We start from the raw sequence: 19,939 nt of genomic DNA on the forward strand, positions 1-19,939 counted from the left end.
TGGGCCAGAAGTACGCGCCGGAAGACATCGGCTCGGTGCTGAGTTACCGCGAGGCGCTCGACGGACAGATTCTTGAGGAAGGCATCAGCGAAGCCGGCGCGCTGGCCAGCTGGACGGCGGCTGCCACCAGCTACAGCGTGCACGGGCTGGCGATGTTGCCCTTTTATATCTATTACTCGATGTTCGGCTTCCAGCGTGTCGGCGACCAGATCTGGGCCGCGGCTGATCAACGCGCACGCGGCTTTTTGCTGGGCGCCACTTCAGGCCGCACCACGCTCGGCGGCGAGGGCCTGCAACACCAGGACGGCACCAGTCACCTGGTGGCAGCAACGATTCCCAACTGCAAGGCCTACGACCCGGCCTTTGCCTGCGAGCTGGCGGTCATCATCGACCAGGGCGTACGCGAGATGATGGTGGAACAGCAGGACGTTTTTTATTACGTCACGCTGATGAACGAGAACTATGCCCAGCCGGACCTGCGGCCCGGCGCAGAAGCAGACATCCTCCGGGGATGCTATCAATTCAGTAGCTATTCACGCACGCTGGATAAGGGCCAGAGCCCTAAAAGGCTTGAAAGAATCACGCTGATGGGCTCTGGCGCGATATTGACCGAGGTGATCAAGGCGGCAGAGCAACTGGCAGCACAAGGCATTGAAGCCACCGTTTTCAGCGTCACCAGCTGGAGCGAACTTGCGCGCGACGGTGCCGCCTGCCAGCGGCGTGCGCTGGCCGGTGAAGCCGCGACGGAGACCTTCATCGCGCAGCAACTCAACTCCAGCGAAGGCCCCATCATCGCGGCCACCGACTACGTGCGCGCAGTGCCGGAAAGCATCCGCGCCTTCCTGCCGCCCGAACGCAGCTACCTGACGTTGGGCACCGACGGTTTCGGCCGCAGCGATACACGGGCCGCGCTGCGCGGATTCTTTGGCGTCGATGCCGCCAGCATTGTCAAGGCAGCGCGGCACCAGCTCGCATCGCAGTAGTCGGGCAAACAAACAAAAGCCCCCAAGCGGCGCAAACCGTGAGGCCTGCCTGAAATCATTTGGGCAACAGCACCTTGTCCACCACGTGAATCACGCCGTTGGACTGGTACACGTCGGCGATCGTGACTGTGGCCGAGCCACCTTTTTCATCACTCACCATCACTTTGCCGCCTGCGGCCTTGGCCGTCAGCGTGCCGCCCGCCACGGTTTTCAGCATGGCAGAGCCTTTGCCGTCGGCAATCGCCTTGGTCAATGCTGCGGCATCCATCTTGCCCGCCACCACGTGGTAGGTCAGGATGCCGCTCAACATGCCCTTGTTTTCAGGCTTGAGCAGGGTGTCCACGGTGCCGGCTGGCAAGGCGGCAAAAGCAGCGTTGGTCGGTGCAAACACGGTGAAAGGACCGGCGCTTTTCAGGGTATCAACCAGGCCCGCAGCCTTGACGGCGGCGACCAGGGTGGTGTGGTCTTTGGAGTTGACGGCGTTGTCAATGATGTCTTTGGAAGCCAGCATGGGCGCGCCACCCACCATCACCTGTGCGAAGGAAGATGCCGCGGCGACGGACATCGCAATAGCCAGGCCGATGGAGGCCAGTTTGTGTTTCGTTTGCATGGGAGTACCTTTGGTGAAGTTGAACAATGGGCGGGCATCCAGAATGGGATGTCAGCCGCCAACTTCAATACGGGGTGTGCACAGCACTGGATTCACCCACTCAAAAGACTCGGGTATCGAGATGTTTCCTCAAGCTGCTGCGCGCAACCAGTCGTGTATCGCCTGCGGGTAGAGCAGGTGCTCCTGCGCCTGCACACGTGCGGCCAGCGTGTCCGCGCTGTCGCCCGGCAACACCGGCACGGCCGCCTGCGCCAGCAGGGGCCCGTGGTCCAGCTCGGCGGTGACCTGGTGCACGGTGCAACCGGCCTCTGCACAGCCTGCATCAATCGCGCGCTGATGCGTGTGCAGGCCGGGAAAAGCCGGCAGCAGCGAAGGGTGAATGTTGATCAGCCGCCCTGCATAGTGCTGCACAAAACCCGGCGTGAGAATACGCATGAATCCGGCCAGCACCACCAGCGCCGGCTGGTAACTGTCAATCTGTTGCATCAGTGCAGTATCAAAAGCCTCGCGCGAGTCAAAACTCTGGTGGTCCAGCACGCCCGTGATCACACCCATAGCCTGCGCAACCTGCAGTCCAGCGGCATGTGGGCGGTTGCTGATCACCGCCGCAATACGCGCGCCGAAGGCGCCCTGCCAGTCCTGTTCCTGCGCCGCACGCACAATCGCCGCCATGTTGGAGCCGGCACCAGAGATCAGGATGACAATGTTATTTGGCTTGCTGGACATCATGGCTCCGCATTATCGCGACTCGCCCTGCTGCGGCGGCCTGGCCAGCGCAAACAGCAACAGTGACACCGCCGCCATACCAACCAGCAGCCAGATCAGGCCGCTGTAACCACCCAGATCCAGCAACACCCAGGCGGTCAGGAAGGGTGCGGCGGCGCGGGTGCACAACGCAATGCCGGACATCGCACCACTGATGCGCCCTACGTGTTCGCGGCCATAAAAATCGGGCACGATGTTGCTGCGCACAATCGTGATCAAGCCATTGGCCACACCAAACAGCACGGCAAACAGCACCAGCACCAGCGCTTGCTGGCCCACTGCAAAAATCACCAGGGCCAGCGGAAACAGCGCCAGCACCACCAGCCCCAGCACCCGGTGGTTCAGGCCCCGGCCCAGCCACAAAAACGCAAAACGCCCGGCCACCTGCGCAGGCCCGAACCAGACCATGACGGCCACCGCTTCGGTCTGCGATAACCCGCGCGACTCAAAGGCGGGCATCAGGTGCGCCCAGACGGTGGACAACGCAAAGGTGTACAGCGTGAAGGTGGCTGTCAGCAGCCAGAAGGTCCGGCCTTGCATGGCCTGTCGAAGCGTCGCCTGGTCCTGCGCGACTTCCACCGGTGCCTCGCCGGGTATCAGCGGCCGCTTCCAGGCACCGCGCAGTACCCATGCGTGCAGTGGCGCCACCAGCAGCAGGGCCAGCGCCATCACCAGCAAGGCCGGGCGCCACCCCAGGCGGGCCTGCAGCCAGGCCACCGCCGGAAACGACAGCGTGCTGGCAAAACCGCCGACCAGCGTGATGGTGGTGATGCCCTGGCGGTAGCGATCGGGAAAGCGTTTGGTGATCTCCATGAAGGCCGGCTCATACAGCGTCATCGCCATGGCAAGCCCCAGCAGCGCCCAGGCGGCGTAAAGCAGTGGCAGGCTGTGCGCCTGCGACCAGAGCACGCAACCGACAGCGCCCAGCAGCGCACCACCGCTGAGCACCGCACGCCCGCGCCCCCGGTCAATCGCCGCGCCCACTGCATAGGTCGCCAGGCCCCAGACCATCAGACCCAGGGTGAACGCCCCCATGATGTCCGGCTGGCTCCAACCCATGTCGCGCTGCATGGGCAGCACAAACGAGGAAAAGCCGTAATACATGATGGCCCAGACAAGAATCTGGCCGACACTGAGGGCGCTGATGATGGTGCGGTACGAAGGCAAGATGTACTGATTATCCCGGCCCGGCCAGCCATCGATTCGCGCCCGTGTTCTGCAAAGTGGAATCGCTCGCTATTTGTCCCAACTGGGACATAAAATTCCGAACGACCGTGCTAAAAACGCCGGAGTTACTGGAAACGATGGAGACACGACCCTCATGGACTTAGCTTTCACGCCTGAAGAACAGAAATTCCGCGAAGACATACGCGCGTGGGTAGGTGCCAACCTGCCAGCCGATATTTCGCACAAAGTGCACAACGCCTTGCGCCTGTCGCGCGACGACATGCAGCGCTGGGCCAAAATCCTCGGCAAAAAAGGCTGGCTCGGTCATGGCTGGCCCAAAGAGTTTGGCGGCCCCGGCTGGAACGCGGTGCAAAAACACCTGTTTGAAGAAGAGTGCGCACTCGCTGGTGCACCGCGTGTCGTGCCTTTCGGCCCGGTGATGGTGGCGCCGGTGATCATGGCTTTTGGCAGCGCCGAGCAGCAGCAGCGCTTTCTGCCCGGCATTGCCAGCGGCGAAGTATGGTGGAGCCAGGGTTACAGCGAGCCGGGCTCAGGCTCGGACCTGGCGTCGGTGAAATGCCGCGCCGAGCGTGTGGGTGACAAATACATCGTCAACGGCCAGAAAACCTGGACCACGCTGGGCCAGTACGGTGAGTGGATTTTCTGCCTGGTGCGCACCAGCACCGAAGGCAAGCCGCAAACCGGCATCAGCTTCCTGCTGATCGACATGAAGTCACCCGGTGTCACCGTGCGCCCGATTGTGCTGATGGACGGCGAGGCCGAGGTCAATGAGGTCTGGTTCGACAATGTCGAAGTGCCGGCCAACAACCTGGTGGGCGAAGAAAACAAGGGCTGGACTTACGCCAAACACCTGCTCAGCCACGAACGCACCAACATCGCTGACGTGAACCGGGCCAAGCGCGAGCTGGAGCGGCTCAAGCGTATCGCCAAGGCCGAAGGTGTGTACGACGATGCCCGCTTTCGCGACGAAATAGCCAAGCTCGAAGTCGATGTGGTGGCGCTGGAAATGCTGGTGCTGCGTGTACTCTCGGCCGAAAAATCGGGCAAAAACTCGCTGGACATCGCCGGTCTGCTGAAAATCCGCGGCAGCGAAATCCAGCAGCGCTACAGCGAACTCATGATGCTGGCCGCCGGCCCCTTCAGCCTGCCCTTTATAGAAGAAGCCATGGAAGCCGGCTGGCAAGGCGACTTCCCTGGCGGCGTGACCGCCAATGCGCCGCTGGCCTCCACCTATTTCAACCTGCGCAAGACCACGATTTACGGCGGCTCCAATGAGGTGCAGCGCAATATCGTCTCCCAATTCGTGCTCGGCTGACCAGAAGGAACAACAACATGGATTTCGATTTCACAGACGACCAGGAACAGTTGCGCGACGCGGTCCGCAAATGGGTGGACAAGGGTTATGACTTCGAGCGCCGTCGCGGCATCGCCAAAGCCGGCGGTTTCTCGCGCGAAGCCTACGGCCAGCTCGCCGAACTCGGCCTGTGCGGCCTCTACATTCCGGAAGCCAATGACGGCATGGGCATGGGCCCGGTTGAAGGCATGGTGGTGATGGAAGAGCTGGGCCGCGGCATCGTGGCCGAGCCCCTGGCGCAGGCGTTGATCGCTGGAGCCGTCTTGGCCGGCTACGCGCCAGACGCGGTCAAAGCCGACTGGCTGCCAAAAATCGCCAGCGGCGAAGCGCTGGTGGTGTTGGCCTCGCAGGAGCGCAAGGCCCGCTACAAACTTGATGTTTGCGAAGCAAAAGCGACTTCAGCCCCCGCCGGCTGGACCGTGTCTGCTACGAAAACCGTAGTGTCCGCCGGTGACCAGGCCGACGCTTTCATTGTCCCGGCGCTGGCCAACGGCGAGATCGCGGTGTTCCTGGTGGAACGCACGGCCGCCGGTGTCACCACACGCGGCTACGGCACACAGGACGGCGGCCGCGCTGCCGACGTGGTGCTGAAGGACACGCCGGCCACGCTGATCACCCTGGACGGCCTCACGGCACTGGAACATGCGGTGGACATCGGTATTGCCGCCACCTGCGCCGAAGCCGTCGGCGTGATGGACAAAACCCTGGCCATCACCGTCGAGTACATGAACACACGCAAGCAGTTTGGCGTGGTTATCAGCAGCTTCCAGGCCCTGCGGCACCGTGTGGCCGACATGAAGATGCAGCTGGAGCTGGCCCGCTCCATGAGTTATTACGCCTCGCTCAAACTCAACGCCCCAGCCGCAGAGCGGCGCGCGGCGCTGGCCCGAGCCAAGTACCAGCTCGGCAACTCCATGCGTTTTGTCGGCCAGCAGGCGGTGCAACTGCACGGCGGCATCGGCGTGACCGACGAATACATCGTCAGCCATTACTTCAAGAAGCTGACACAAATGGAAATGAGTTTCGGCGACACCCTGCACCACCTAGGCGAGGTCTCGGCCCGCATGCAGGACACCGCAGGCGTTTTTGCCTGATCACGATCACCACAACAACCAGCCCGCCACGCGGGCTTTTTTCATCGGGAGACAAACCATGACCTCACGTCGCAGCCTCTTTGCCGTCCTCGCCAGCAGCCTGCTGCTGGCGGCCTGTGCCACAGCACCCAGCCTCGAGTCGCAGCCGCCGATTGTTTTTGTGCATGGCAACGGCGACAGCGCCTCCATCTGGCAAAGCACGGTCTGGCGTTTTGAGTCCAATGGCTGGCCGCGCGATCGGTTGCATGCGATCGACCTGCCCTACCCGCTGGCGCGCGACGAAGACGGCAAGGCCCAGCCGGGCCGCACATCAACGGCAGAACACATGGCCTACCTGAAGGCCGAAGTGGACACGGTGCTGCAGGCCACCGGCGCGCGCCAGGTCGTGCTGGTCGGCAACTCGCGCGGCGGCAATGCGATTCGCAACTACATCTACAACGGCGGCGGCGCCAGCCGCGCCAGCCACGCCATCCTTGGTGGCACGCCGAATCATGGCGTCTGGGCCATCAAGGGTTTCCGCGAAGCCAATGAGTTCTCTGGCACCGGCCCTTTCCTGACCGGGCTCAATGCGCCTAAAAACGCCGCAGGTGACGAGGTGACCGGCCCGGTCAAGTGGCTGACACTGCGCTCGGACAACAACGACAAGTTTGCCCAGCCCGACGGCTTGTGGATAGGGGCCAAAGGCACAGCCACCAACGTCACGTTTGACGGCCCGGCGCTCAAGGGCGCGACCAACACGGTGCTGCCGCGTGTGGACCACCGCGAAACATCTTTTTCGCCCGCCGCTTTTGACGCGACCTACCGCTTCATCACCGGCAAAGCCCCGCAGACCACAGCCGTCCAGCCGGCAGCGCCGGTGGTGCTGAACGGCAAGATCACCGGCTTGGGCCTGAGCCCGACCGACCCGGCATCGGGCAACTACACCAACAACCTGCCGTTGCCGGGCGCGCAACTGGCGGTGTACGCGACCGACGCCGCCACCGGCGCGCGCATCGGCAATGCGGTGCACACCAAAACCGTGGGCAGCGACGGTATCTGGGGGCCCTTCGCCGCACAAGCCGGCACACCCTACGAGTTTGTGATCACTGCCCCCGGATATGCGACCACACACATCTACCGCAGCCCGTTTGGACGCTCCAGCCAGCTGATTCACATGCGCGCAGACCGTCTGGCCGAGGCCGACAAAACCGCCAAGTCCAGCGTCACCCTGAACCGGCCACGCGGCTACTTCGATGCCGCGCGCGACAAGATGTCGTTCGACGGCAAGGCGCTGCCAGGCGTGCCGCCTGCCGGCGCAGGCGTGTCCAGCGCCAAGATCAATCTGGCGGTAGACGGCGTGCGCCCGATTTCTGCGGAGTTCAACGGAGAAAAAATCACCGGGCGGACCTGGCCTGTGGCTGAGAACCATCTGGTGGTGCTGGAGCTGACGTACTGAGGTCGTCAATTGCCGCCAGATTCTGGCGGCAACTGACGAGTCCCGAATGAGATCGTGACTTGCTGGAACGCGTCTAGCTCCTAAGACCGGCCAGCAAATCGCGTAGGTCGGACTACTGATCGCCTGACTGTGCTGCGGAAGTAGACAACATGTCGCGCACCACTTGGGCAACAGTAACTTCAGATATGCCTTTGCGCCTGCAGTAGCCTGACGCAAGCCAAATCCGCAACTCTTTTGCTCCCTTGCTTGAGTTGCAAGAGATACAGCACTTGGTAATATTTTGGCGAGTGACGATTTTTTCGTCGTTGACGATGTGCTCCCAAGACCCCTTGGCCCCACGCGTCGGGGACGGCACCGAAAAGTCGATTGCGCAGTAAACGCAGGATGCGTCTCTGGCCAGGACTTCTTGCTCCAACCAAGCAGGTATGTTCCAACGATTCACATCAACCCTGATTGGGAAGTTTCGTATTGGAGAACCGTACTTTGATTCGTCCGAGAAACTACGGAACAACCGCGCCGTACCTGATGCACCGGGATAGCTGCCCCGCCAAACTCAAACCAGCAGCCGCGAAGTCCTCGGCACATGCGCCATCAAAAACTCCATCTGGTCCGCCAGGATGCGGCGGTTGCGCAAAATGAAGTCTTCCCACAGGCTGGGCACATACGGTGTGTACAGCAGCGGCATGTTGGCCTGCTCGGGCGTGCGGCTGCTTTTGCGGTGGTTGCAGGCGCGGCAGGCGGTGACCACGTTCATCCAGGTGTCGATGCCGTTTTGCGCAAACGGGATGATGTGTTCACGCGTCAGTTCTTCCTCGTGAAAATGGTCGCCGCAGTAGGCGCACACATTACGGTCACGGGCAAACAGCTTGCCGTTGGTCAGCCCCGGCTTGAGGTTGAAGGGGTTGATGTTGGGCACGCCCTTGGTGCCAATGATGCTGTTGACGGTGATGATGGACTGGTTGCCCGTGATGGCGTTGTGACCACCATGAAACGTGGCCACCCGCGCACCCATCTCCCAGCGCACTTCATCGGATGCATAGTGCAAAACCGCTTGTTCGAGGCTGATCCACGATTGTGGCAAGCCCTGGGCTGAGAGTTTCAAGACCTTCAAACGAACCTCCAACATTTATAAAAACGCATGGAACCGGACTCAAACTGTCTGAGCCCTCAATATACAGGCAATTCATGACAAAGCGCCCTGCATGGGCCTGTTTGGCCTTTGGAGCCGCATCCCACCGACTCCCGGCGCTATTAAAACGATAATTCCCCCATGAAGATCTTTCGCGGATACCTGCACCCCCAGCTTGCGCCCCAGTGTGCGCTGACCATTGGCAACTTTGATGGCGTACATCGCGGCCACCAGGCCATGCTGGCATTGCTGAAAAACGAGGCCCAGCACCGGGGCGTGCCCAGCTGCGTGATGACCTTTGAGCCCCATCCGCGCGACTACTTTGCAGCAAGCGCGCGCAAACCCGAACTGGCGCCGGCGCGTATTGCCACGCTGCGCGACAAACTCACTGAGCTGGCGCGCTGCGGCATCGACCAGTGTGTGGTGTTGCCCTTCAATGCGCGGCTGGCCGCCCAGCCGGCTGAAGCCTTCATCGAGGATGTGCTGGTCAAGGGCCTGGGTGTTCGCTACGTGCTGGTGGGTGACGACTTCCGCTTCGGCGCCAAACGCACGGGCGACTACGCCGTGCTGGACGCCGCCGGTGAAGGCCTCGGCTTTGATGTGGCCCGCATGAACAGCTATGAAGTCAGCAACACCCGGGTGTCCAGCTCGGCAGTGAGGGAGGCCCTGGGCCAGGGAAACATGAGCCGGGTGGCCAGCCTTTTGGGCCGGCCCTATAGCATCTCGGGCCATGTGGTGCATGGCCGCAAGCTGGGCCGCGATCTGGGTTTTCGTACCCTCAATTTGCGCTTTTCGCACTGGAAACCGGCGGCCAGCGGGATTTTTGCGGTGCAGGTGTTTGGCCTGGGCGAGCAGCCCCTGCACGGCGTCGCCAACCTCGGCATACGGCCTTCGCTGGACGCTGCAGATGTCAATGGCGGACGCGTGTTACTGGAGACCCATTGCCTGAGCTGGCCGGCCGACCTGGGCCCCGAGGGGGCATACGGTAAAATCATCCGTGTGGAACTGCTACACAAACTGCACGACGAGCTGAAATACGACGGTCTGGACAGCCTCAAGGCGGGCATCTCCAGAGACTGTGACGACGCGCGGGCGTTTTTTGCGTCCATGCACACGGAAACCAGCCGCCAGACCACACGCGACCGAATTTAGACGATCTCGTCGCCTCTGGCCCCGCCCCTCCCGGGCAACGGCTTGCCTTCCCGATCCGCATCACGGCGGCCCTGCCCCCGCAGCCCGCCTCAACAGAAGTATTCCATGCCTGATACCAAAACCGACTACCGCAGCACCCTGAACCTGCCCGATACACCTTTCCCGATGCGCGGCGACCTGCCCAAGCGCGAAGCCGGTTGGGTCAAGGAATGGGACGACAAGGGCATCTACAAAAAGCTGCGCGATGTGCGTGCCGGCAAACCGAAGTTTGTGCTGCACGACGGCCCGCCCTACGCCAACGGTCAGATCCACATCGGCCACGCCGCCAACAAAATTCTCAAGGACATGATCGTCAAGGCGCGCCAGCTCAAAGGGCTGGACGCGGTCTATGTGCCGGGCTGGGACTGCCACGGCCTGCCGATCGAAAACGCCATCGAAAAACTCCATGGCCGCAATCTTTCAAGAGACGACGTGCAGGCCAAAAGCCGCGCTTTTGCCACCGAGCAGATCGCGGCGCAGAAAGAGGACTTCAAGCGCCTGGGCGTGCTCGGTGAATGGGCCAATCCTTACCTGACCATGAACCCCGGCAACGAAGCCGACGAGATCCGAGCGCTCAAACGCATCATGGAACGCGGTTTTGTGTACCGGGGCCTGAAACCCGTGTACTGGTGTTTTGACTGCGGCTCTTCACTGGCCGAGTTCGAGATCGAATACGCCGACAAGAAGTCGCAAACGCTGGACGTCGGCTTCAAGTGTGCCGAGCCCGACAAACTGGCCGCGGCCTTTGGCCTGAAGGGCCTGGCGAAAGACGCGTTTGCGGTCATCTGGACCACCACCGCCTGGACCATCCCCGCCAACCAGGCGCTGAACCTGAACCCCGAACTGGAGTACGCGCTGGTTGATACCGAGCGCGGCATCCTGCTGCTGGCCGCCTCACTGGTTGAAAAGTGCATGGAGCGCTTCAAACTCACCGGCACCGTGCTCGCGACAACCCCAGGCAAAAATCTGGCCCTGCTCAATTTCATGCATCCCCTGCACGATGTCGATGCCGGCTACCGCCGCCTGAGCCCGGTCTTTCTGGCCGACTACGCCACCGCCGATGACGGCACCGGCATCGTGCACTCCTCGCCTGCCTACGGCGTGGAAGACTTTAACTCCTGCGTGGCCAATGGCATCGCTTATGACGACATCCTGAACCCGGTGCAGGGCAACGGCCGTTATGTCGATGAGCTGCCGCTGTTTGGCGGCCTGAACATCTGGAAAGCCGCGCCGCTGGTGATCGACGCCCTGCGCGACGCTGGCCGCCTGTTTGCCACCGAAACCATCACCCACAGCTACCCGCACTGCTGGCGCCACAAGACGCCGGTGATCTACCGCGCGGCCGCCCAGTGGTTTGCGCGCATGGACGAAGGCGAAGGCGTTTTCACCAAAGACAAGGCGCCGCAAACTCTGCGCCAGCTCGCGCTGAACGCGATCGACGAGACCAGCTTCTACCCGGAAAACGGCAAAACCCGCCTGCGCGACATGATCGCAGGCCGACCCGACTGGTGCATCAGCCGCCAGCGCAACTGGGGCGTGCCGCTGCCGTTTTTTATCCACACCGCCACGGGCGAGTTGCACCCGCGCACCATGGAAATCATGGACCAGGCAGCAAGCATGGTGGCGGCCGGTGGGGTGGAGGCCTGGAGCAAGGCCACGGCCGAGTCCATCATCGGTAATGACGCGCCGGATTACATCAAGAGCACCGACATCCTCGACGTCTGGTTTGACTCGGGCACCACGCACGACCATGTGCTTCGCCACAGCCACGCGGCCCAATCCACCTGGCCAGCCGACCTGTACCTGGAGGGCCACGACCAGCACCGCGGCTGGTTCCATTCCTCGCTGCTCACTTCGTGCGCGATGTACGACCATGCGCCGTACAAGGGCCTGCTGACACACGGCTTCACGGTGGACGGCAAGGGCCGAAAAATGAGCAAAAGCGAAGGCAATGTGGTGGCACCGCAAGAGGTGTCGGGCAAGCTGGGCGCAGAGATCATCCGCCTGTGGTGTGCCTCCACCGACTATTCGGGCGACCTGGCCATCGACGACAAAATTCTGGCGCGGGTGGTGGATGCTTACCGCCGCATCCGCAACACCCTGCGTTTTCTGCTGGCCAATGTCAGTGACTTTGACCCGGCGAAAGACACCGTGCCGTATGAGCAGATGCTGGAGATCGACCGTTACGCGCTGAGCCGCGCGGCGCAGCTGCAGGCCGACATTCTTGCGCACTACGAGGTGTATGAGTTTCACCCGGTGGTCTCCAAACTGCAGATCTATTGCAGCGAAGACCTGGGCTCGTTTTACCTCGACATCCTGAAAGACCGCCTCTACACGACGGCACCCAAGTCGCTGGCCCGGCGCAGCGCACAGACCGCGCTACACCAGATCACACACGCCATGCTTCGCTGGATGGCACCGTTTTTGAGCTTCACGGCGGAAGAGGCGTGGACGGTGTTTGGCAGCTCCGAGTCGATCTTCATGGAAACTTATGCCGAGCTGGCCGCGCCAGACGATGCCTTGCTGGCGAAATGGAGCCGCATCCGAGAACTGCGCGATGCCGTCAACAAAGACATCGAAGTGCTGCGGGCCGACGGCAAGGTGGGCTCCTCGCTGCAGGCCGACGTGACGCTGCAGGTAACGGCCGACGACCACGCTTTGTTGGCCAGCCTGGCCGATGACCTGAAGTTTGTGTTCATCACATCTGCTATTGAATTAATAGCAGGTAGCGCACAATCCACAAGGGTCAAAGCCAGTTTAGATACCAAATGTGAGCGCTGCTGGCACTACCGCGCCGATGTCGGGCATGATGCGGTACACCCTGGCCTGTGCGGCCGCTGCACCAGTAACCTCTTCGGTGCGGGTGAAGACAGGAAGTTCGCATAATGGCCAAAACCACCTTTGGAACCCAGTCCGCCAGCCTGTTCCCGTGGCTGGGCCTCGCGCTGATCCTGTTTATTGCCGATCAGTTCACCAAGGTGTTGATTCTTGGTTACTACCAGCTTGGTGACGCCACCTACGTGACGAGCTTTTTCAATGTAGTGCGGGTGCACAACAGCGGCGCAGCCTTTTCCTTTCTGGCCAATGCGGGCGGCTGGCAGCGCTGGTTTTTTACCGGCATAGGCATTGCCGCCACGATCTTCATTGTCTGGATGCTCAAGTCGCACCCCGGGCAAAAACTGTTCGCGTTTGCCCTGTCCTGCATTCTGGGCGGCGCCGTCGGCAATGTGCTGGACCGCATGCTGTACGGATACGTGGTGGATTTTCTGGACTTTCACTACGCCGGCTGGCACTTCCCGGCATTCAACATCGCCGACAGCGCCATCACCATAGGCGCCGTCTGCCTGATTCTCGATGAGCTGCTGCGCGTCAAGCGAACCAAATGAGTCCTTGCTTGTCGCGCGTCCTCCTGCCCCACCTCTCAAGGCGTCGCTATTTCTCCACGGACGAACTGCTCAGACTATAGTGGCCGCTTGACCTTATGAAGCACTTGTTGAATCTGTTGGCAGCCATAGCGCTGCTGGTTTGGGGCACCCACCTGGTACGCACCGGCATCCTGCGCGTGTTCGGCGCCAATTTGCGCCAGGTGCTGGCACGCAGCATCGGCAACCGCTTCACCGCTGCACTGTCTGGTCTTGGGGTGACAGCGCTGGTGCAATCAAGCACCGCCACTGCCCTGATTGTTTCGTCTTTTGTGGGCAAGGGACTGATCGCACTGCCCCTGGCGCTGGCCGTGATGCTGGGCGCCGACATCGGCACCAGCCTGATGGCCGTGCTGTTTTCATTCGATTTGTCCTGGTTGTCGCCGCTGTTCATTTTTACCGGCGTGGTGCTGTTCATCTCGCGCCAGTCCAGCAACGTGGGGCGCTTCGGGCGCATCCTGATTGGCCTGGGGTTGATGCTGCTGGCGCTGCGGCTGGTCACCGACTCGACCGGCGTGCTGACGGCCAACCCGGCCGTCAAAACCTTGCTGGGCACGCTCAGCAGCGATTTGCTGCTGGAGATCACCGTCGGCGCGGTGCTGGCGGTGGTGTCGTATTCCAGCCTGGCGATTGTGCTGCTGACAGCCACGCTGGCTGGCTCGGGCGTGATTCCGCCAGACGTGGCTTTGGGGTTGGTGCTGGGTGCCAATCTGGGCAGCGGCCTGCTGGCGGTACTGACCACCGCCCGTTCGGCCATCGAGGTGCGGCAGGTGCCGCTGGGCAACCTGATCTTCAAACTGCTGGGTGTGCTGATTGCCGCGCCTTTTGTAGGCCTGTGGCTGCGCCATGTGTCGCCGTATCTGGGCGCCACCGCCACCATGGTGGTGCTGTTTCATCTGGCCTTTAACCTGGCGGTCGGCATCGCTTTTATTGGCTCTATCGGCTGGGTGGCGCACTGGTCAGAAAAATTTCTGCCACGCCCTGACAAAGGCAGTGCGCCCGGTGCCCGACCGCACCACCTGGACCCTTCGGCGCTGGCCACGCCGTCGCTGGCCATTTCCTGCGCGGCGCGTGAAGCGCTGCACCAGGCCGATGTGGTGGAAAGCATGCTCAATGGCATGCTCAAGGTCATACGCCACAACGACTTGCGGCTGGCCGAAGAACTGCGCAAACTCGACGACACGGTGGACGAGCTGTATTCGGCGATCAAGTACTACCTGACCAAGATTTCGCGCGAGGCGCTGGGTGAAGAAGAAAGCCGGCGCTGGACCGACATCATCAGCTTCACCATCAACATGGAGCAGATCGGCGACATCATCGAACGTGTGCTGATCGACATCGAGGACAAGAAGATCAAGCCGGGCCGCAGCTTCTCTGAGGCGGGCATGGCCGAAATCTGCGAGCTGCACCAGCGCCTGATCGACAACCTGCGCCTGAGCATGAGCGTGTTTTTGAATGGCAGCGTGCGCGACGCACAAAAACTGCTGGAAGAAAAGGCGCGCTTTCGCGACCTGGAGCGCGCCTACGCCACCACGCATCTGGGCCGGCTGTCCGACAACACCATGCAGAGCATAGAAACCAGCTCGCTGCACATCGACCTGATCAGCGACCTGAAACGCATCAACTCGCACATCTGCTCCATCGCTTACCCCATCCTCGACTCTGCCGGTGCCCTGGCGCCGAATCGCTTGCGCCAGAGTGTGCTGACCGATGAGTTGCGCTGACCAACGGGTAGACCACGCATGAACCCGGACGCCGACCGGCTCTGGCGCGCGCCGCGCTGGATGCTGGCGGTGCTGCTGGCCCTGCTGGGCATGCTGGGGCCGTTTTCCATCGACACCTACATCCCGGCCTTCACCGGCATTGCGCGCTCGCTGGGTGCCACACCGGTCGAAATGCAACAGACGCTGTCGGCCTACCTGTTCGGCTTTGCTTTCATGAATTTGTTTCACGGCGCAATGGCCGACAGCTTTGGCCGCCGCCCGGTGGTGTTGTGGGGCATTGCGATGTTCACCGTGGCCTCGGCTGGCTGTGCGCTGTCGCAAAGTATTGGCCAGCTGGTGTTTTTCAGGGCGCTACAGGGGCTGTCCACCGGGGCCGGCATTGTGGTGTCGCGCGCGGTGATACGCGACATGTTTCCACCGGCCCAGGCGCAAAAAGTCATGAGCCAGGTGACGATTTATTTCGGCGTGGCCCCGGCCATTGCGCCCATCATTGGCGGCTGGCTGTTTGTGCACACCAACTGGCACGCGATCTTCTGGTTCCTCACCGGGGTGGGTGTGCTGCTTTGGACGGCCAACTACAAACTGCTGCCCGAGACGCTGCATGTATCGCAGCGCCAGCCTTTCAACGTGAAGAACCTGATGCGCGGCTACTGGCAACTGGGCTCCAGCGCACGCTTTTTTTTGCTGGCGCTGGCCAGCGGGGTGCCGTTCAACGGCATGTTTTTGTATGTGTTGTCTGCGCCTGAATTTCTGGGCTCACACCTGGGGCTGGCGCCTACAGAATTTTTCTGGTTTTTTGTGCTGACCATTGCTGGCATCATGGCCGGTGCCTGGGTCAGTGGCCGCATGGCCGGCAAGATTGCGCCCAAGCAGCAGATTCGCCACGGCTTTGTCATCATGCTGCTGATTGCAGTTGTCAACCTCGCGGCCAATTTACTGTTCAAGGCGCACGTGTCCTGGGCGCTGTTCCCTATCGCGGTGTTCGCCTTCGGTTGGGCCCTGATGGTGCCGGTGGTGACGCTGCTGGTGCTCGACCTGTACCCCGAGCGGCGAGGAATGGCTTCTTCGTTGCAAGCTTTTGTCGGCTCCACTGCCAACGGCATCGTGGCCGGAGTGATCGCGCCATTGATCATGCACTCCACCGTCGCGCTGGCGGCCACCTCGCTGGGCATGATGGGCATTGGCCTGCTGGCCTGGCTGTACCTGCACCGCCGCTGGCCGGAGATCGGCCAGGCAGTTTCCTAACTGGCGCCCCAGAGCGCCGCCTGGATCAGCATCGCTTCCAGCGTGAATTCCTGGTCCTGCATTTTTTGCAGCAGCTCTTCCCCCTCCAACAAGGCGAAGCTGTCCACCTCGCCGTCCTGGTTCACCGGCACGAGGCCGTCGGCTACGGTGCAGTGGTACCAGTCCAGGTGTTCATCCAGATAACCCGCGCCGCGACCATCGCGGGCAGGGCGGCAGGTGTGGATACGCCCGCCATAACGCAGCCCCTGCAGGTCGGCCAGGTGCAGCCCGGCTTCTTCCCAGGTCTCACGCTCCAGGGCGCTTTCCAGCGTGTCGGCGCCAGAGATCATGCCGCCCATCAGGGTGTCCCACAAACCCGGGTCGTTGGGTTTGGTAAACGCGCGCTGCTGCACCCAGAAGCGGCCATCAGGCGTCTGCCCGACCAGATGCACGGCTTGTGTGCTGATGCCCAGCGGGCGCACCGCAGCGCGCTCAACGGTGCCCAGCCGGCGGCCATGCTGGTCATTCACCGACAGTTGCTCGTCACGCCAGGCACCGGCCAGGCCGGCCCGCCGCAATACGTCGGCCAGATGGTTCAGTCCGGTCGTCACATCGCCCATCAGGTGCCAGCCAGGGCCTTCAGGCCGCTCTTCTTTTAGTAGCTGCATACGCCCGTCCGGTAGGGGCTGAAGGCCTAATTGATCCAAAAATCCGGGTTCTACCGAGCCAATCACCGACGCGCCCGACCACAGCGGCACACGGGGCCGCAGGGGCGGTTGAGAGGCGGCGGCACGCAGCGCGCGCAGTTGGGTCGGGTCAAAAACGGGTGGGCGCATGCGGTATTAAAACGCAGCGCCTGCCTGGCTCCCACCGGCACAGGCAGGCCGGTCAAATTTGCTATTAAAACAGTAGCTGCTTACGCAAGTGGCATAAGGGCTGGAAGCCAAAAATACTCAAGACCTGGCGAGCAGGCCATCCAGCCGCCGGTCCCAGCTGGCGCCAGGCAGCGCGGTGGCGAGTTGCGTGTCAGTGAGCGCAAAGGTGCGGCGCAGCACCTGTGCCAGCACCGCGCGGTAGTCGTGGTGCGCCGGCAGATCCCGGCCTTCATTGAGGTTGCCGCGCGCCAGACCGGTCCACTGCCCGTGCCAGCGCCCGCCGGCCACGCGGTTGCCTATCAGCCACATCGCGTTGCCAAAACCGTGGTCGGTACCGCGTGTGCCGTTCTCTGCACTGGTGCGGCCAAACTCACTCATCACCACAATCACGTCGCCAGGTTCGGAAAAGTCCTGGCGCAACTGCGCAATGCCACGCGCCAGATTGCCCAGGTTGTTGGCGAGCTGGCCAGTGGCTGCACCCTGGTTGGCATGGGTGTCCCAGCCGCCCGCTGACAAAAACCCCAGGCGCAGGCTGCGGTCGTTGCGCATCAGCGTGCCCAGGTGTTGCGCGTCCAGCTGCGCGCCAACCGGGTCGGGCGCGCCGTTGCTGGCGGCCAGCATTTGTGCCGATTGCGCCTGGGCGCTGGCCGGTGTGCCGTCGCGGTCCAGCTGGCGCTCGGCCATGGCATTGCGCCGGACGCCGGCAGCAGCCTTTTCTGTGCTGAGCTCCTGCGCGCTTTGCATGCGGCTACCCGCACCCCGGCGAAAGGCCTCACTGATCTTGTCGTCACCCGCATAAAGATCAAGCAAGGCCTGGCGCGTTTTGTCGTTGGCCAACACGCCGGTACGCTCGGCGGCCTGCCCGCGCGGAACCAGTTTGACGGCCGCCGGCCCGCCCAGAATCGCCGGATTCGCTTCACCCACGCCGAGTGCAGCGGCAGGGCCGCTGCGCAGGCCGGCCAGCTTGTTGAGCCAACCGGGCGCACCGCTGGTTTTGCCAGGCTGCGCAATTTCCATCTGGTACTGCGCATCAAAATGCGAGCGGTTCGGCGCGGGCAAGCCGGCCGCCGGTACAAAACCGAGCACGCCCTGCTGCCACAGCGGCAGCAAGGGGCTGAGCGCCGGGTGCAGCGCAAAGGTCTTGTCCAGCCGCAGGGCGGTTTGCGCCGTGCCATCGGGCTCGGCGATCGCAATGGTGGGCCGCAACGCGTAGTAGTCGCTGTCGGCATACGGCACCAGCGCCGACAGGCCGTCATAGGCACCGCGCAAAAACACCACCACCAGGCGACCGCCTTCTAGTGGGGCGTTGCCGCCAGGCAGCGGCTGCGCCCAGACGCCGGCACGCAGCGACAAGGCGGACAGTGCGCCCAGGCCCAGCAGGCTGCGGCGGTGCAAAAAGGGTGGCTTCAAAGGCATGGCGCTTCCTTGGTGTTTCTTTGGCGCTTATTTGCGCATGAAATCGGGGCTGGCCAGGACCAGGCCGGTGCGCAAGGGCAGTGGCTCCAGCGCAATCCGCTCGCGCGTGGCAGGGCTCAAAAAGGCGTTGAGGTAAACCGGTTCCGGCATACGCTGCGCCACACCCATGGCAAAGTCGGCACGCCTGGTCAGCGCCTCGGGCGCCAGCCAGGTGGCGGCGTCGGTCTTGTAACCATCGGGTGTTTGCCAGCCGTGCATGGGCTGACCGGCCTGCGCCAGAAAACCCAGGGTCTGAACGATGTCGCGACGCTCCTTGACGCCGCCCGCAGCGGTCAATGCCGAACAGGCAAAGTCCAGCGGCGTCTTGAACAGGCTGTTGCCTGCGGCCCAGAACTCGGGCGCGGCCACCAGCGCCTGCATCATGGCGCGCATGTCGCCCTGGGTGCTGAGAAAGATTTTGCTCAAACGCTCCACCAGCGCAGGCGGCGGCTGGTCGGCTACAAAAAAGCTGGCCAGCCGCGTGGCAATACGCCGCGCCGTGGCCGGGTGCCGCGCCAGCGCGCGAATCGCCTCCTGACCTTCGGCCTCGCCCTGGTTCACGTAAGTGCGGCCCAGCAGGGTTTTGTCGCCGGTGTCGTGCAGGCGCTCGGCAAACCGGAAGCCCTCGCCGCCGCGCAGGTTCACCGTCCAGCCGGTGAGAATGCGCGCCAGCTCGCGCACATCGCTCTGGGTATAGCCGCCGTTGACACCCAGGGTGTGCAGCTCCATCAGCTCCCTGGCGTAGTTTTCGTTCAGGCCACGGTTGTTGCTTTGCGCCTGGTCCAGATAGAGCAGCATGGCAGGGTGCTGGGCGCTGGCAAGCAACAGGTCTTCAAAGCGGCCCAGCGCATGGGGCCGAATCACATTGACGACGTAATGCCCGACAAAAGGCCGCACCGGGCCCTTGCCAACAAACACATTGAGGTGGTTGAACCAGAACTCGGTCATGCGCGCGAGCAGCGGGTTTTCAAGCGCCGGGTCGCTGCAGGCCATCAGGCGCCAGGCGGCGGCGCTTTGGGCCATTTCGCGGCTGAAGGCTTCGTCACCGCCAGCCGCTGGTTGCATGGCCTGCCCAGGCGCGGTGGGGGCAGGCTGATCACGCCGGGTTCGGCGTGCCTCTCGTTCGACATGAAAGTCGCGTGCAATGTCGTTCAGCGGCGCATTGAAACGTGACAGTTCTGCGGGAATGTTGGGCGGGCGGCGGCTGGCTGCGTAAGCGGCTTGCACCTGCTGCAAGGCCCAGGCGCGCGGGTCGGCCGAGGCGGACTGGGCCGAGGCCGGCGTGGGCGCATACCCGAGGCGTGAACTGGCCCGCCAGGCAGCGGCTGTGTTGGCAGATCCGCCGATGGCGCCGTCGGTCTGGGCATGCACCGGCCACGGCGTGAGGGTGAAACAACCCGCGAGGGCAAGAGCAAGCAGGCTGGCGATGGGGGCTGTGGTCGGCATGGGCACTCCTGAAGCGTATTTAACGCCAAAGGGGCACCGCGCGT

At 62.7% G+C, this 19,939-nt stretch carries 15 protein-coding genes and 1 pseudogene; 9 read left to right on the plus strand and 7 right to left on the minus strand.

The features are described 5' to 3' along the window. A pseudogene (locus tag Q8L50_RS05305) lies at positions 1-983 on the plus strand (transketolase C-terminal domain-containing protein); the annotation flags it as partial. A gap of 55 nt (positions 984-1,038) precedes the next feature. Here the strand turns inward: Q8L50_RS05305 and Q8L50_RS05310 are convergent. The 3 genes from Q8L50_RS05310 to Q8L50_RS05320 all read right to left on the minus strand — a co-directional run bounded on the left by Q8L50_RS05310 (position 1,039) and on the right by Q8L50_RS05320 (position 3,525). Then, the gene (locus tag Q8L50_RS05310) at positions 1,039-1,593 is read right to left on the minus strand and encodes a fasciclin domain-containing protein (RefSeq protein ID WP_305347620.1); all 555 of its coding nucleotides are present in this window, start codon (positions 1,591-1,593) and stop codon (positions 1,039-1,041) included. A 129-nt stretch (positions 1,594-1,722) separates the two neighbouring features. Further along, entirely contained in the window at positions 1,723-2,319 is a 597-nt protein-coding gene (gene purN, locus Q8L50_RS05315) for a phosphoribosylglycinamide formyltransferase (protein ID WP_305347679.1), read from the minus strand. 12 nt (positions 2,320-2,331) lie between these two features. Further along, on the minus strand, positions 2,332-3,525 hold the full coding sequence (locus tag Q8L50_RS05320) for an MFS transporter (RefSeq protein WP_305347621.1): 1,194 nt from the start codon (positions 3,523-3,525) through the stop codon (positions 2,332-2,334). Between the two features lie 154 nt (positions 3,526-3,679). Between Q8L50_RS05320 and Q8L50_RS05325 the strand changes: the two genes are divergently transcribed. From Q8L50_RS05325 to Q8L50_RS05335, 3 genes are read left to right on the plus strand one after another with little or no spacing between them, the layout of a single operon-like run. After that, positions 3,680-4,861: an acyl-CoA dehydrogenase family protein gene (locus Q8L50_RS05325; RefSeq protein ID WP_305347622.1), complete on the plus strand. Its 1,182-nt coding sequence runs from the start codon at positions 3,680-3,682 to the stop codon at positions 4,859-4,861. A gap of 17 nt (positions 4,862-4,878) precedes the next feature. Then, positions 4,879-5,994 carry an acyl-CoA dehydrogenase family protein gene (locus tag Q8L50_RS05330; RefSeq protein WP_305347623.1) on the plus strand — a complete coding sequence of 372 codons (1,116 nt, stop codon included), beginning with the start codon at positions 4,879-4,881 and terminating at the stop codon, positions 5,992-5,994. Between the two features lie 58 nt (positions 5,995-6,052). Beyond that, complete coding sequence (locus Q8L50_RS05335) at positions 6,053-7,429, plus strand: alpha/beta fold hydrolase (protein WP_305347624.1); 1,377 nt, start codon at positions 6,053-6,055, stop codon at positions 7,427-7,429. Positions 7,430-7,982: 553 nt separating this feature from the next. On the opposite strand, the gene Q8L50_RS05340 is transcribed toward Q8L50_RS05335, so the two are convergent. Further along, the gene (locus tag Q8L50_RS05340) at positions 7,983-8,540 is read right to left on the minus strand and encodes an HNH endonuclease (RefSeq protein ID WP_305347625.1); all 558 of its coding nucleotides are present in this window, start codon (positions 8,538-8,540) and stop codon (positions 7,983-7,985) included. Between the two features lie 159 nt (positions 8,541-8,699). Between Q8L50_RS05340 and Q8L50_RS05345 the strand changes: the two genes are divergently transcribed. From Q8L50_RS05345 to Q8L50_RS05365, 5 genes are all read left to right on the plus strand, one after another. Further along, positions 8,700-9,710, plus strand: a complete 1,011-nt coding sequence (locus Q8L50_RS05345; RefSeq protein ID WP_305347626.1) for a bifunctional riboflavin kinase/FAD synthetase — start codon at positions 8,700-8,702, stop codon at positions 9,708-9,710. 105 nt (positions 9,711-9,815) lie between these two features. Further along, positions 9,816-12,635: an isoleucine--tRNA ligase gene (gene ileS, locus Q8L50_RS05350; RefSeq protein WP_305347627.1), complete on the plus strand. Its 2,820-nt coding sequence runs from the start codon at positions 9,816-9,818 to the stop codon at positions 12,633-12,635. After that, positions 12,635-13,135, plus strand: a complete 501-nt coding sequence (lspA, locus tag Q8L50_RS05355) for a signal peptidase II (protein WP_305347628.1) — start codon at positions 12,635-12,637, stop codon at positions 13,133-13,135. Before ileS ends, lspA begins: the two co-directional genes overlap by 1 nt. A gap of 95 nt (positions 13,136-13,230) precedes the next feature. Continuing rightward, entirely contained in the window at positions 13,231-14,895 is a 1,665-nt protein-coding gene (locus tag Q8L50_RS05360) for a Na/Pi cotransporter family protein (RefSeq protein ID WP_305347629.1), read from the plus strand. An 18-nt stretch (positions 14,896-14,913) separates the two neighbouring features. Then, positions 14,914-16,140: a multidrug effflux MFS transporter gene (locus Q8L50_RS05365; protein ID WP_305347630.1), complete on the plus strand. Its 1,227-nt coding sequence runs from the start codon at positions 14,914-14,916 to the stop codon at positions 16,138-16,140. On the opposite strand, the gene Q8L50_RS05370 is transcribed toward Q8L50_RS05365, so the two are convergent. The 3 genes from Q8L50_RS05370 to Q8L50_RS05380 all read right to left on the minus strand — a co-directional run bounded on the left by Q8L50_RS05370 (position 16,137) and on the right by Q8L50_RS05380 (position 19,895). Continuing rightward, complete coding sequence (locus tag Q8L50_RS05370) at positions 16,137-16,955, minus strand: NUDIX domain-containing protein (protein ID WP_305347631.1); 819 nt, start codon at positions 16,953-16,955, stop codon at positions 16,137-16,139. The genes Q8L50_RS05365 and Q8L50_RS05370 overlap by 4 nt on opposite strands. Before the next feature lie 117 nt (positions 16,956-17,072). Beyond that, the gene (locus Q8L50_RS05375; protein ID WP_305347632.1) at positions 17,073-18,410 is read right to left on the minus strand and encodes a DUF1501 domain-containing protein; all 1,338 of its coding nucleotides are present in this window, start codon (positions 18,408-18,410) and stop codon (positions 17,073-17,075) included. Between the two features lie 27 nt (positions 18,411-18,437). Beyond that, on the minus strand, positions 18,438-19,895 hold the full coding sequence (locus tag Q8L50_RS05380; protein WP_305347633.1) for a DUF1800 domain-containing protein: 1,458 nt from the start codon (positions 19,893-19,895) through the stop codon (positions 18,438-18,440). Positions 19,896-19,939: the final 44 nt, after the last annotated feature.

It is taken from the genome of Polaromonas sp., from assembly GCF_030680935.1.
Lineage (GTDB): Bacteria > Pseudomonadota > Gammaproteobacteria > Burkholderiales > Burkholderiaceae_C > Polaromonas.

What these genes read in the sequence shown, in the direction of transcription:
- lspA (WP_305347628.1), top strand. Translation starts at nt 12,635, where the DNA reads ATGGCCAAAACCACCTTTGGAACCCAGTCCGCCAGCCTGTTCCCGTGG.
- purN (WP_305347679.1), bottom strand. Translation starts at nt 2,319, where the DNA reads ATGTCCAGCAAGCCAAATAACATTGTCATCCTGATCTCTGGTGCCGGC.
- Q8L50_RS05335 (WP_305347624.1), top strand. Translation starts at nt 6,053, where the DNA reads ATGACCTCACGTCGCAGCCTCTTTGCCGTCCTCGCCAGCAGCCTGCTG.
- Q8L50_RS05375 (WP_305347632.1), bottom strand. Translation starts at nt 18,410, where the DNA reads ATGCCTTTGAAGCCACCCTTTTTGCACCGCCGCAGCCTGCTGGGCCTG.
- Q8L50_RS05330 (WP_305347623.1), top strand. Translation starts at nt 4,879, where the DNA reads ATGGATTTCGATTTCACAGACGACCAGGAACAGTTGCGCGACGCGGTC.
- Q8L50_RS05370 (WP_305347631.1), bottom strand. Translation starts at nt 16,955, where the DNA reads ATGCGCCCACCCGTTTTTGACCCGACCCAACTGCGCGCGCTGCGTGCC.
- Q8L50_RS05360 (WP_305347629.1), top strand. Translation starts at nt 13,231, where the DNA reads ATGAAGCACTTGTTGAATCTGTTGGCAGCCATAGCGCTGCTGGTTTGG.
- Q8L50_RS05380 (WP_305347633.1), bottom strand. Translation starts at nt 19,895, where the DNA reads ATGCCGACCACAGCCCCCATCGCCAGCCTGCTTGCTCTTGCCCTCGCG.
- Q8L50_RS05365 (WP_305347630.1), top strand. Translation starts at nt 14,914, where the DNA reads ATGAACCCGGACGCCGACCGGCTCTGGCGCGCGCCGCGCTGGATGCTG.
- Q8L50_RS05310 (WP_305347620.1), bottom strand. Translation starts at nt 1,593, where the DNA reads ATGCAAACGAAACACAAACTGGCCTCCATCGGCCTGGCTATTGCGATG.
- ileS (WP_305347627.1), top strand. Translation starts at nt 9,816, where the DNA reads ATGCCTGATACCAAAACCGACTACCGCAGCACCCTGAACCTGCCCGAT.
- Q8L50_RS05325 (WP_305347622.1), top strand. Translation starts at nt 3,680, where the DNA reads ATGGACTTAGCTTTCACGCCTGAAGAACAGAAATTCCGCGAAGACATA.
- Q8L50_RS05345 (WP_305347626.1), top strand. Translation starts at nt 8,700, where the DNA reads ATGAAGATCTTTCGCGGATACCTGCACCCCCAGCTTGCGCCCCAGTGT.